Genomic DNA, 12,449 nt, shown 5'->3' with positions numbered 1-12,449 from the left:
AAATTATTTTATTTCATTCTGGAAAAACTAGCGTTGATGAATGGAAAAATGATGGTTGGAGGCAGGTCAATTTGAAAAGTAGATTAATCATTACTTTATCTTTATTAGCGATAGTTGTTATGAGTTCCTGGATTTATCAAATCGTACGAGGACAGTTACCATTTTTAGATAAGTGGACACAACCATTTGCAGAAGAACTTTCAGGTACATTATTCTATACTTTTTCTCGAGAAATTACTATTCTTGGTTCCTATCCGGTTATATATTCAGTTACGATTGCTGGTATAGTCCTATTGTTTATCCTTTACCGCACGTGGATAGAAGGGATTACATATGGATTAGGAGTCATGGGCACCCATTTACTTAATAGAATCATAAAGGAGCTTGTTGGTAGGGAGCGTCCATTGGTACTGGCTGAAATCAATGCGTCAGGTGAAAGCTTTCCATCTGCGCATGCCATGTCATCGTTAGTATGTTATGGATTTTTAGCCTATTTTATAGGCAATAAAATATACTCGAAGTCCAAGAGAACACTTCTTCAAATTATAGCTGCGTTGTTGGTGATCATAGTAGGTATGAGTAGGTATGTCACGAATGTTCATTTTCTATCGGATGTATTAGCTGGATTTATAATCGGCCTTATCTGCCTTGTGGGCCTAATCTATCTGTACCGAAAACTCAAAGAAAAAAGTAAGAACAGAATACCTTCTCGGTCTCTAGACTGAGTTAAAAGCATTCTGAAGATGGTTTTCCCTTTATCTTGGAAGGATTAAGATAAATGTAATAGAAGGTTAGAAGGGAGCATTTCGAATGGATGCTGTAGAGAAGCAAGAAAATATAAAGGTACCAATTTTTCATAATCGAAATTTTGTTTTTCTATTAATTAGTGCGTTATTTTCCTCACCAGGCTATTATGTCTATTTAATAGGTGCGGAATGGCTCATGCTGAGTATTACGGATAATCGTTTTTATTTTGGTTTATTGTTTTTTGTAGCTGCAATTCCAAGACTTATCTTATTAATTGTTGGGGGAATCATTGCGGATCGAGTAAATAAACGAACGATTTTATTTTGGTCGGACTTCTCTCGAGCGGTATTAATTGGTATATTGGTAGTACTTATTATTACTGATCAGGTTGCAATATGGCATTTATTAGCCTTATCTGGTTTGTTTGGTATATCGGATGCGTTTAGCTATCCAGCTATGAATTCACTTATTCCGAATCTATTGGAGGATGACCAGCTACAACGAGGAAATTCTTTTATACAAATGACTAATCAAATTAGTCCTATTCTTGGACCTGCGCTTGGCGGTACATTAATTGCACTATTAGGTTTTGAAGGAGTATTCTCGGTCGCTTTTGTTATGTTATTGTTATCTGCTATAGCGGTCTTATTTATTCGACTAAAGCACTTGGAGACTGATGAGGATGAAAAGCATACACCATTAGCTGATTTAAAAGAGGGCTTCCAATATGCGCGAAAGAAGGAATTGATTATATCCGTCGTTGTTATGGCGCTTTTCCTAAATCTATTCTTTTCAGGTCCTATAGCTATTGGGATGCCGGTAATTGTAAAAGATGTCTTTAATGGAAGTGCTGTGAGCCTTGCAACAATCCAAACATCAATGGGAATCGGTGCACTAGCTGGTGCTATTTTATTAGCAAGCTGGAAATTAAAAAGTCCAGGGAAAACGGTAATCCTAGGATTGATTGGGCTAGGGCTTGCATTTAGTACCATGGGATTGTCATCGAATATTTGGATGATGGCAGGATTAGTTGCCTTAATGTCGGTCTTAACGCAAGTAGTTAATATTCCATTAATTACGATGTTACAGCAAACAACCGAGAAACGAATGCTGGGAAGAATGATGAGTATGTTTATGACAGTTTCAACAGGGTTAACACCTATTTCCTATATTGTAACTTCTTCCTTAATCGCAGCGGGTATCAGTATAAGGGTCATTATCGTGGTTAGCGGAGTTGTTGTTACTGCTATCGCTATCTATAGTTTTAGAAACAAGAAATTATTAGGTTTTAAACTTTCGCAAGGGAGAGAGTCACTATGAGTAAAGGAATCCGCTATTTTGTTGCAGCAGCACTTATCGCCTTTGGTCTAGTCCTAGTGTTGGGAAACATAGGCGTTATTGACTTCGAATGGAACAGTAGAACCGCTTGGAGTTATATTTACCCTTCTTTATTTGTGATTTTTGGAATAAAATGTATGATAGACCGATTTAGACATCGTGGTGGAAGTTGGGCATGGGGATCATTTTTCTTTATATTTGGTTCCCTTCTGTTACTAGATCGCTTTGGTATAATTTTCTTCAAATTCAATGATGTATTCAAACTATGGCCATTATTAATTATTTACATTGGATTTGCGGTGATTGGAAATTCTGGAAAACCAAAGGTAATTATTCAAAAGGACGGAGATTATGATAAGAGTGAAGAGAGTACCACTTACTTTACTGTAGGAGATTATGAATATAATAAACCAAATTGGAAAGTGGAACCGATGACGATAAAAACGTTTGCTGGGGACTTTTATTATGATTTTTCGAAAGGGTATATTCCAGAAAAAGAGATTCCTATTTCAATAAGCGCATTAGCAGGTGATGTTCACCTTATTATTCCGGAAAATCTGGAGTTTAGAGTGAACGCGTCCATTAAGGCAGGAGATATTGATATCGTTGGGAATACGGTTGATGGCATTAATCGCTCCCTTAACTATGAAACTCCAAACTATGATTCTGCTAAAAGAAAATTAACCTTTACCTTAAAATTAAAAGCAGGCTCTATTCGAGTGGATTATGTGTAAGGAAAGGGGAGGGTGTTTAGATGAAAAGTCGATTTTCTAATATCCGTTATAGTTACATCATTTCGCATTTAACAGCACTTTTTTTAACGCTGATTACTATTTTGGCAATTCTTCTTTCCATATATGTCCTATTTAGTCCAACATGGTTAACTGCAAACAGTATCTTTCTATTTATAGGGTTGTATGCAATTATTTCTTTCTTTATTTCGATTTATGTTGGTTTTCGATCTAGTGGTGAATTAAAACAACGAATGGATTATATGTCTCTATTAATAAAACAGTTTGCCAATGGAAATTACCAATCGCGAATCTATCTTAATGAAGGTGATGAAATAAATAGATTCGGAAATGATTTAAATGAACTTGGTGAAAAACTACAAAACCAAGTGAAGTCCTTACAACGTCTTGCTGATGAGAAGGCTGAATTAGCAAAATCTGCACATAAGTCAGCGGTTATGGAGGAAAGGCAGCGCATTGCTAGGGATTTACATGATGCAGTTAGTCAACAACTTTTTGCTTTAGCGATGATGTCTGAAGCAGCTATTAAGCAAATCGAACATAATCCGTCACTAGCGAAAGAACAAATGGTTGAAGTAGCGGGTGCAGCTCATCAGGCACAATCCGAAATGCGTGCGTTATTACTTCATTTGAGACCTGTCCATCTCTCTGGAGATCCACTTCCCAAAGGGATTCAAAAGCTTGTACAAGAGTTAAAGCAAAAATCGCAAATAGACTTCGAACTTGTAATAGATGAAACAATCAAACTATCAGAAGCTACTGAGGAGCATGTTTTTAGGATTATACAAGAGTCTTTATCGAATATATTAAGGCATGCCAATGCAACAGAGGTTAAGCTAGAGATTTTTAAGCGCGGAAAAGAGTTATTTATGCATATTGCAGATAATGGCAAAGGTTTTGAGCTAACGGGTGATAATGAGAAAAAGACATCATATGGATTAAAAACAATGAGAGAAAGAAGCGAGGAATTAGGTGGTACTTTTACTATTCGTTCAAATGTTAATGAAGGTACCTATATTGATATACGAATACCATGCTAAGATGAATTATCAGAATTCATTGTATAATGTTAAGTAGGGGAGGGTTTGTTATGATCAGAGTAATTGTTGTGGACGATCATGAAATTGTCAGAAAGGGCATTATAGCATACTTGCAAACAGATCCAGAGATAGATGTTGTCGGTCAAGCAAGTAGTGGGAATGAAGGTGCTAAGTTAATCTTAAAAGAAAAGCCAGATGTCGTGTTAATGGATTTGATGATGGATAATGGAACAGGAATTGATGCAACCAATCTAGTAATGAAGGAATACCCATCCTGTAAGATAATTATTCTAACTAGTTACTACGATGACCAGCAAGTATTTCCTGCACTGGAGGCCGGGGCGTTTAGTTATTTATTAAAGACATCTTCAGCCGACGAGATTGTCACTGCCATTAAGAAGGCAAATAGTGGGGAAAATGTTATTGAACCTAAAGTGGCAAGTAAAATGATGACGAGTTTTCGTGGGGAACAACGTAAGCTTCATGATGATTTAACAGAAAGAGAGATGGAAGTACTACTTTGCATTGGGAACGGGATGACCAATCAAGAGATAAGTGAAAAGCTTTATATTGGAATAAAGACAGTGAAAACACATGTCAGCAATATTCTAGCCAAACTAGATGTACATGATCGAACACAAGCTGCAGTTTATGTTCATAAGAATAATCTCATGTGAATTTCATATTCTTTTAGATGAAGAGGTAGCCCTCTTCTTTTGTTTTTTACTCTATTACCTAGTATAATACTAGGGAAATAAAATATGAGGAGAATACCGGAATGGGTCTTTCGAAGCGAAAAGAAAATGTCCTAATGGGTATATGGGGAGTAGCCCTAATCGCTACTGCTGGAAGTTTGTTTTTCTCAGAAGTGATGGGTTATGAGCCTTGCGAAATGTGCTGGTACCAGCGGATTCTGATGTATCCACTTGTCATCATTTATGGAACGGCATTATTTAAGAAGAATCTATCGATTGCTCTGCCAGGACTTTTTATGAGTGGAATAGGAATGTTTGTCTCTACATATCATTATCTTATACAAAAATTACCTGCACTCTCAGAAGCAGGAGGTTCTTGTGGACTAGTTCCTTGTAATTTTCAATATGTGAATTACTTTGGGTTCGTCACGATTCCTTTTATGGCGGGCACAGCATTTATCATCATCTTTGTTACACATCTAGTATTACTAAAACAAGGTAGGGGGAAATAATCATGCAAAAGAAAATGCTTATTATCATTGGCGTTATTGTCGTATTATTCGTTGCGTTATACTTTGTCATTGATTACAAGAATAATAAAGCACTGGAAGGCAGTGACAATCCATACGGTACTACTGACTTAGAACAACCAACAATTGACCAATTAGATGACCCAAACTATGGTAATCAAATTTTACCAGATGATTTAAAAGAAGCGGTTGAAAGTGGAGAAGCTGTAACGGTGTATTATTACAGCCCAACATGTGTATACTGCCAAAACACGACACCATATTTAGCACCATTAGCGGAAGAAATGGGTGTTGATATGAAAAAATTAAACTTATTAGAATTCGCTCAAGAAGTGACTCAATTCTCGATTCGCTCAACTCCAACACTTGTACATTATAAGGACGGTAAAGAAGTTACTCGTATTGAAGGTCAAGCCGAAGAAGAAGTGTACGCAGAGTTTTTTGAAGAGTATGTGTTGAATTAACCATTCGCTTGGTATAGCCGCGTTTTAACTGATAGGAAGATATAAATTAGGACAGTCCCGATAAAAAGGGACTGTCCTTTGTTCGTAAGGAAGTAGTTATTCCTTTTCTTCCATCATTTGATACGTATTTACAAACGGTCGATCTGCAAAATATGCGGGTGGTTTTGTTTCACTATGTGCTTTTTGAAAGTCACTAGAATTCTTCCAGTTCTCATAGTTTTCATGGGATTTCCACTGTGTGAAAACAACATATGTATTCCCTTTCTTTGGTTTTAATAATCGAAAGGCTAAGAATCCCTCCCGATTGTCGACAGCTTGTTTTCTTTTCTTAAAGTTATCCTCGAAAACCGGTTTACCTTCGTCTGTTACAGGTATATTATTCATGACAACATAGCCCTTATCTTGAATATTTCCGCTCTGAATAATGATTTCATATTCTCTGCCTGCTGCGAACACTTTTGAAGAGGTACCCTCATAATAAGCCAAATCATTGGAAGTTCCGGACATGAAGTAAAACTGGATAGCTGGATATTTATCCTTTAACTTCTTTAAAAAATCAAAAGTTCCATTCGTCATATATGCTTTCATGATATCAGACTCCTTGTTTCTAAAATTATTATTAACTAGTAACTCTTATTATTTTATATTTCGAGAGATTTGACGTATAATACATTTTGTAACTAGTATTGCCTTCATTTCTACAACCAATTGTGAAATAGAATACATGTATGGGAGACTTTATACATTCTATTTTAGCGTATAGAAATTGGAATTATAACCCATTATGATGAATTTTACTCCATTCTTATTTGGCAAATCCCTCTAATTTGACGGATTTACTACATTTGCTAAATTTAGACAAATTAATGACAAAAGGCCTATCTTCCTATACATCAAAGTGGTAAATCGTTATAGTAGAATAAGATGAACGGCAAGTTTAGGCATGATGCCTAATTATTACATATAAGGTATGGATGCTGTCCTAGTGATGATCCAAAAAGGGTGAGAACATGAAACTGAATGATACTATTATTCGCGCTTACAAGGGCGAGACTACGGATTATACTCCTGCATGGTTTATGAGACAGGCAGGAAGATCACAACCAGAATATAGAGAACTGAAGGAGAAATATTCTCTATTCGAAATTACACATCGACCAGAAGTTTGTGCATACGTAACAAGACTTCCAGTTGAACAGTACAATGTTGATGCTGCAATTCTTTATAAGGATATTATGTCTCCTTTACCAGCACTGGGTATTGATGTTGAAATTAAAGCTGGAATTGGACCTGTAATTGATAATCCAATTAGAAGTATGCAGGATGTTGAAAAATTAGGTACGATAAATCCAGAACAAGATGTTCCTTATGTTTTAGAAACGATCCGCTTACTAACAGAAGAACAACTAACAGTTCCATTGATTGGATTTAGTGGTGCTCCATTTACATTAGCTAGTTATTTAATCGAAGGTGGACCTTCTAAAACTTATGGAAAAACAAAAGCTTTCATGTATGCAAATCCAGAAACATGGTTTGCATTAATGGATAAGTTAGCGGATATGACGATTACGTATGTGAAATCACAAATTAGGGCAGGCGTAAAGGCTGTTCAAATTTTCGATTCATGGGTAGGTGCTTTAAATGTTAGGGACTACAGAACCTATATCAAACCAGTCATGGATCGTATCTTTAGTGAATTACAAAATAAAGATGTACCGTTGATTATGTTTGGCGTTGGTGCAAGCCATCTATTAATGGAATGGAACGATTTGCCGGTTGACGTCATTGGATTAGACTGGAGAACATCCATTAAGGAAGCAAGGGATTTAGGCGTAAGCAAAGTATTACAAGGGAACCTCGATCCGGCAATCTTACTTGCAGATTGGGATACAATTGAAGCTCGTGCGAAAGAAATCCTTGATATGTCTAAAGAAGATGGGCGTCATGTATTTAATTTAGGTCACGGTGTAACACCTGATATAAAACCAGAAACATTGAAAAAACTAACAGAACTGATTCATACGTACTCGAAACGTTAAGCGAATCAAAACTTACATGAAGAGGTGTAGGAAATGGAAAGAAAGAAAATAGGATTACTAGTAATGGCTTATGGTACTCCATATAAAGAAGAGGATATTGAACCTTATTACACACATATCCGTCATGGAAGAAAGCCTTCTGATGAACAATTACAAGACTTAAAGGATCGTTATAAAGCAATTGGTGGAACTTCACCACTAGCTCGTATAACAGAGGAACAAGCGAAAGCTATTGAAGTTAAATTAAATGAAATACAAGATGAGTATGAATATAAGGCATATATTGGCTTAAAACATATCACACCATTTATTGAGGATACGGTTGCTGAAATGGCAAAAGACGGTATTAAAGAGGCTGTTTCTATTGTATTAGCACCACATTACTCTACATTTAGTGTAAAATCCTATAATACTCGTGCTGGTGAAGAAGCAGCTAAACATGGTATCGAGATTCGTGCTGTAGAAAGCTGGTATGATGCACCAGGATTTATTCAGTACTGGGCAGACCATATTAATGCAGAATATGCGAAAATGTCTGATGAGGAACGTGAAAAAGCAGTTCTTATCGTTTCTGCACACAGCTTACCAGAAAAATACTACAAAACGGCGATCCATATCCAGATCAATTAGCTGAAACAGCAAGACTTATTGCGGAAAAAGCTGGGATTACGAACTATGAGCTAGGGTGGCAAAGTGAAGGGAATACACCAGATCCTTGGTTAGGACCAGATGTGCAAGATTTAACTCGTTCTCTATATGAGGAAAAAGGATACCGTTCATTTGTTTATGCACCTGTTGGCTTTATCGCTGACCATTTAGAGGTTCTTTATGATAATGATTATGAATGTAAAGTGGTTTGTGATGAATTGGGAGCTAGCTACTATCGCCCACCAATGCCAAACACACATCCTTTATTTATTGAAACTTTAGCAAACGTTGTACAAAATAAAAGTAAAGCGTGATGCATAATGGATAAACAAACAATCGTAATAATAGGTGGCGGGATAACAGGGTTATCCGCTGCCTTTTATTTGCAAAAAGAGATAAAAGATAAGAATCTACCTTATCAATTGAAGCTTGTAGAAGCAAGCGACCGCCTCGGAGGCAAAATTATCACGTACAAGCGGGATGGATTTACCATTGAACGGGGACCAGATTCTATTATTGCTAGGAAAAAGCCAGGTATGAAATTAGTTGAAGAATTAGGGCTGGCAGACCAAATAATCCGTAACGGAACTGGTCAATCCTACATTCTAGTTGAAGACAAGCTCCATAAAATGCCTAAAGGGGCCTTTATGGGAATTCCAAAGCAAATTGGTCCATTCCTAGGGTCTAGTCTTGTTTCACCTGTCGGTAAAATCCGTACTTTATTTGACCTAGTTAAGGCAAAAGGTGATGAGCAGACGGATCAATCTCTAGGTGGATTTATGCGCCGTCGTTTTGGGAATCAACTAGTTGAAAATGAAATTGAACCATTACTATCTGGAATTTACTCAGGAGATATCGATGAAATGAGTTTAATGGCAACGTTCCCGAACTTTTATCAGCTGGAGCAGAAATATGGTAGCTTGATTAAAGGATTGCGTGCAACGATTCCGAATCCACCTAAGACAACAGGAAAGGCACCTGGTGCATTTTTCTCTTTTAAAAATGGTTTAGAAACCTTAGTTGATAAATTAGTAGAAAAGCTTGATAGAGAATCCATTATACTAGAAGCACCTGTTGACCATATTGAGAAAAAGGATACGACATATCATGTATTGTTAGGGAATGGTGAAGTGATTAAAGCAGCTGCGGTACTTGCAACAACACCACATGCAACCTTACCTGAAATGTTCAGTCAATATGATTTCTTGAAGGTATTTAAGGATGTGCCTTCTAGCTCTGTAGCTAATGTTGCACTCGCTTTTGACCAATCAGCCATTAAGCAGGATATTGATGGAACTGGTTTTGTTGTCTCAAGGAACAGTGATCATCGAATTACTGCTTGTACATGGACCCATAAGAAATGGCCATCCACAACACCTGAAGGTAAAGTGTTAATACGTTGCTATGTAGGTAGACCGAGTGACCAAGAAGTAGTGGATCTATCAGATGAGGAATTAACGGAAATTGTTTTAAAGGACTTAAATAAAACAATGAATATTACAGCCAAACCGGATTTTGCGGTTATCTCACGCTGGAAAAACGTCATGCCGCAATATACAGTTGGACATATAGAAAGAATTGCTCAAGTGCGAAGTGCTGCAAGTGAACAGCTTCCAGGTGTTTACTTTGCTGGTAGTTCCTTCGAAGGGGTTGGTATCCCTGACTGTATCGAACAAGGAGAAAAAGCAGTACATCAGGTATTGGATTTTTTAAAAGATAAATAATGATATATAGAAAAAGCGGTATTTGCGTGGGAGCAAATACTGCTTTTTTCAGTGAAAGTAGATTATGAGTGGTTTACATCACGTTCTTGAGAAGGAATAGTGAAGGAGAAGATGAAGATGGAGGCTATCATCACGTTTCCGAGAAAGAATAGTGAAGGAGAAGATGAAGATGGAGGCTATCATCACGTTTCCGAGAAAGAATAGTGAAGGAGAAGATGAAGATGAATGGTATCATCACGTTCTTGAGGAGGAATAGTGAAGGAGAAGATGATGATGGAGGCTCTCATCGCGTTCTTGAGAAGCAATAGAGAAGGAGAAGATGATGATGGAGGCTCTCATCGCGTTTTGAGAAGGAATAGTGAAGGAGAAGATGAAGATGGAGGCTATCATCACGTTTCCGAGAAAGAATAGTGAAGGAGAAGATGATGATGAATGGTATCATCACGTTCTTGAGGAGGAATAGTGAAGGAGAAGATGAAGATGGAGGCTCTCATCGCGTTTCCGAGCAAAACTTCATCAATAGACATGGGGAGCAAAAAAGAAACGGTCAAGTGACTACCGAAGTCTATGACCGTTTCAATTTTATTATTTATTGATAGCTTTTTTCTAGTTCATCAACTAACGAGCCAACAAAAGCAACTGCTTCGCGGATTGCATCAGGTTTTGACATATCGACTCCAGCTTGTTTGATTAAATCAAGTGGTTTTAATGTGCCGCCTGCTTTGAGAACCTCTAACCAGCTATCGACAACTGGTTTTCCTTCTTCTTGAATACGTTTCGCTACAGCAGTAGAAACGGTTAGTCCAGCAGAGTACGTATATGGATATAGACCCATATAGTAATGTGGCTGTCTCATCCAAGTTAATCCTGCACCTTCATCAAAAACAACAGAATCTCCCCAGAAGTTTTCTAGTGCTTCTTGTTTTTGTTGTGTTAGTACACTAGCCGTTAGTGGCGTACCAGCTTCTGCTAGTGCATACACACGACGTTGGTATTCGCCCTCTAATAGGTGTGTTACAAAGTTATGATAATACGTACCCAATAATTGCGTAATAACCCAACGCTTCATTCGTTTATCATCTGTCGTACTCATGAGATGATTTGCCAACAGCAATTCATTCATTGTAGAAGGAGCTTCAACAAAGTATGTGGAAGGTCTTGTATTGAATAGAGATTGGTTTTTACCAGCAAGATAAAAGTGTCCTGCATGTCCAAGCTCGTGTGCTAATACAAACGCACCACGCATCGTATCTGTCCATGTCATTAAAATGTATGGATGAACACCATATGGGCTAGAACAGAAAGCACCAGTTGATTTCCCAACGTTATCAGATAAGTCAACCCAACGTTCGTTTAGTCCCTTTTCCATAATTTCTGTGTATTCCGGTCCCATTACTTTTAATGAATCTAAAATGACTGTCTTTGCTTCTTCATAGGTGGTCTTCGGATTGAAATCTGGATCTAATGGTGCTTTTAAATCACAATAACGCATCTCATCTAATCCAAGCTTTTCTTTCTTTAACTTAGCATAACGGCGCATATGTGGTGCTAATTCTTCCTGAATAACATTTAATTGATTTTCGTACATTTCTTTTGTTACTTCTTGTGGAGCGAGTAGCATGTCTGTTACAGATTCATACTTACGTAAGCGTGCCATGGTTACTTGCTTCGATACCTCTGTTGCATAGGTAGCAGCAAATGTGTTTTTATACTGGTTTAATGTCTTTACGAAGGAATCATAAGCATCGCGACGCAGCTTAGTATTCGATTCTAATTCAAAGCGATCTTCATATAGTGCTGCCGACATTGGATGATCCTTGCCATCTTCATCAATGACAGAATCAAACACCATGTCTGAGGCTTTACTACGAGAGTAGATCATATATGGAGCCCCATGAACTTCTGCTAAAGCAGCTAATGTTTCCTCGATTTCTGGTGCTAATGTATGAGGCTTTTCTTCTAAAATATCATCTAGCATTTTTTTATAGGTTTGTAGTGCTGGTTCCTCTTGTAAGAACTGTGCAATTGTTTCTTCTGAAAGTGTTAGCAATTCAGATTGGATAAAGGATAGCTTTGCACCAATGCTTGCTCCTGCTGATGAAACTTTAGCAGAGTCACGTTGATTTTCTGGATCACTTCCATCTGCACTAGCTTTTAAACTAGCATATGTACCTACTCGTGTTAGACGCTCACGGTAGTTTTCTAGTGTTGTAAGACAGTTCAATAGCGTCTTCGCATCACTACCTAGTTTTCCTTTAAATTGGGTAATCTCAGTCACGTCATGTTGAATCGCCTGTAGGTCCTTTTCCCAATCTTCAAAGGTAGGATATAAATCTGTTAAATCCCATTTTTGTTCTTCGGGTACTTCGGAACGTAATAATCTTTTAGTCTTAGTAGTTGTCATTTTATTTTCCCCTTTCTAAAAAAACACCAAAAGTATTTCGGTAGTCTAAATATTATAATACAAAACTA

At 37.4% G+C, this 12,449-nt stretch carries 13 protein-coding genes and 1 pseudogene; 12 read left to right on the top strand and 2 right to left on the bottom strand.

The features are described from left to right. Positions 1–71 precede the first annotated feature (71 nt). The 7 genes from G5W_RS0101840 (at position 72) to G5W_RS0101810 (ending at position 5,566) form a co-directional block, all read left to right on the top strand. Entirely contained in the window at positions 72–725 is a 654-nt protein-coding gene (locus G5W_RS0101840; RefSeq protein WP_010093704.1) for a phosphatase PAP2 family protein, read from the top strand. Between the two features lie 85 nt (positions 726–810). After that, positions 811–2,067: an MFS transporter gene (locus tag G5W_RS0101835; protein WP_010093703.1), complete on the top strand. Its 1,257-nt coding sequence runs from the start codon at positions 811–813 to the stop codon at positions 2,065–2,067. Continuing rightward, complete coding sequence (liaF, locus tag G5W_RS0101830; RefSeq protein ID WP_010093702.1) at positions 2,064–2,819, top strand: cell wall-active antibiotics response protein LiaF; 756 nt, start codon at positions 2,064–2,066, stop codon at positions 2,817–2,819. Before G5W_RS0101835 ends, liaF begins: the two co-directional genes overlap by 4 nt. Positions 2,820–2,839: 20 nt before the next feature. After that, entirely contained in the window at positions 2,840–3,877 is a 1,038-nt protein-coding gene (locus G5W_RS0101825; RefSeq protein ID WP_010093701.1) for a sensor histidine kinase, read from the top strand. A gap of 50 nt (positions 3,878–3,927) precedes the next feature. Beyond that, positions 3,928–4,554: a response regulator transcription factor gene (locus G5W_RS0101820; RefSeq protein ID WP_010093700.1), complete on the top strand. Its 627-nt coding sequence runs from the start codon at positions 3,928–3,930 to the stop codon at positions 4,552–4,554. Between the two features lie 101 nt (positions 4,555–4,655). After that, positions 4,656–5,084, top strand: coding sequence for a disulfide oxidoreductase (locus G5W_RS0101815; protein WP_010093697.1), 429 nt, complete (start codon positions 4,656–4,658; stop codon positions 5,082–5,084). 2 nt (positions 5,085–5,086) lie between these two features. Then, a complete protein-coding gene (locus G5W_RS0101810) occupies positions 5,087–5,566 on the top strand; it encodes a thioredoxin family protein (protein WP_010093696.1) in 480 nt (159 codons plus the stop codon). Between the two features lie 96 nt (positions 5,567–5,662). Here the strand turns inward: G5W_RS0101810 and G5W_RS0101805 are convergent, their stop codons facing one another. Then, the gene (locus G5W_RS0101805) at positions 5,663–6,154 is read right to left on the bottom strand and encodes an antibiotic biosynthesis monooxygenase family protein (RefSeq protein ID WP_010093695.1); all 492 of its coding nucleotides are present in this window, start codon (positions 6,152–6,154) and stop codon (positions 5,663–5,665) included. A 422-nt stretch (positions 6,155–6,576) separates the two neighbouring features. Between G5W_RS0101805 and hemE the strand changes: the two genes are divergently transcribed. The 5 genes and pseudogenes from hemE (at position 6,577) to G5W_RS23670 (ending at position 10,573) form a co-directional block, all read left to right on the top strand. Then, positions 6,577–7,605: a uroporphyrinogen decarboxylase gene (hemE, locus tag G5W_RS0101800; protein WP_010093693.1), complete on the top strand. Its 1,029-nt coding sequence runs from the start codon at positions 6,577–6,579 to the stop codon at positions 7,603–7,605. Between the two features lie 33 nt (positions 7,606–7,638). Then, positions 7,639–8,567: pseudogene (gene hemH, locus G5W_RS21875) on the top strand (ferrochelatase). Between the two features lie 6 nt (positions 8,568–8,573). Then, positions 8,574–9,977 carry a protoporphyrinogen oxidase gene (gene hemY, locus G5W_RS0101790; RefSeq protein ID WP_010093687.1) on the top strand — a complete coding sequence of 468 codons (1,404 nt, stop codon included), beginning with the start codon at positions 8,574–8,576 and terminating at the stop codon, positions 9,975–9,977. Between the two features lie 255 nt (positions 9,978–10,232). Beyond that, on the top strand, positions 10,233–10,388 hold the full coding sequence (locus G5W_RS23675) for a hypothetical protein (protein WP_010093686.1): 156 nt from the start codon (positions 10,233–10,235) through the stop codon (positions 10,386–10,388). A 17-nt stretch (positions 10,389–10,405) separates the two neighbouring features. Then, positions 10,406–10,573: a hypothetical protein gene (locus tag G5W_RS23670; protein ID WP_010093685.1), complete on the top strand. Its 168-nt coding sequence runs from the start codon at positions 10,406–10,408 to the stop codon at positions 10,571–10,573. On the opposite strand, the gene pepF is transcribed toward G5W_RS23670, so the two are convergent. Then, on the bottom strand, positions 10,567–12,381 hold the full coding sequence (gene pepF / locus G5W_RS0101770) for an oligoendopeptidase F (protein ID WP_010093683.1): 1,815 nt from the start codon (positions 12,379–12,381) through the stop codon (positions 10,567–10,569). The two genes, G5W_RS23670 and pepF, sit on opposite strands and share 7 nt — an antisense overlap. Positions 12,382–12,449 lie beyond the last annotated feature (68 nt).

Source organism: Ornithinibacillus scapharcae TW25, assembly GCF_000190475.1.
Taxonomy (GTDB): domain Bacteria; phylum Bacillota; class Bacilli; order Bacillales; family Amphibacillaceae; genus Ornithinibacillus; species Ornithinibacillus scapharcae.
This window is presented reverse-complemented; position numbering and strand designations above follow the sequence as displayed.

Excerpts from the sequence above, each read along its gene's own strand:
- G5W_RS0101835 (WP_010093703.1), top strand. The coding sequence starts at position 811 with ATGGATGCTGTAGAGAAGCAAGAAAATATAAAGGTACCAATTTTTCAT.
- liaF (WP_010093702.1), top strand. The coding sequence starts at position 2,064 with ATGAGTAAAGGAATCCGCTATTTTGTTGCAGCAGCACTTATCGCCTTT.
- G5W_RS0101825 (WP_010093701.1), top strand. The coding sequence starts at position 2,840 with ATGAAAAGTCGATTTTCTAATATCCGTTATAGTTACATCATTTCGCAT.
- G5W_RS0101820 (WP_010093700.1), top strand. The coding sequence starts at position 3,928 with ATGATCAGAGTAATTGTTGTGGACGATCATGAAATTGTCAGAAAGGGC.
- G5W_RS0101815 (WP_010093697.1), top strand. The coding sequence starts at position 4,656 with ATGGGTCTTTCGAAGCGAAAAGAAAATGTCCTAATGGGTATATGGGGA.
- G5W_RS0101810 (WP_010093696.1), top strand. The coding sequence starts at position 5,087 with ATGCAAAAGAAAATGCTTATTATCATTGGCGTTATTGTCGTATTATTC.
- G5W_RS0101805 (WP_010093695.1), bottom strand. The coding sequence starts at position 6,154 with ATGAAAGCATATATGACGAATGGAACTTTTGATTTTTTAAAGAAGTTA.
- hemE (WP_010093693.1), top strand. The coding sequence starts at position 6,577 with ATGAAACTGAATGATACTATTATTCGCGCTTACAAGGGCGAGACTACG.
- hemY (WP_010093687.1), top strand. The coding sequence starts at position 8,574 with ATGGATAAACAAACAATCGTAATAATAGGTGGCGGGATAACAGGGTTA.
- G5W_RS23670 (WP_010093685.1), top strand. The coding sequence starts at position 10,406 with ATGAATGGTATCATCACGTTCTTGAGGAGGAATAGTGAAGGAGAAGAT.
- pepF (WP_010093683.1), bottom strand. The coding sequence starts at position 12,381 with ATGACAACTACTAAGACTAAAAGATTATTACGTTCCGAAGTACCCGAA.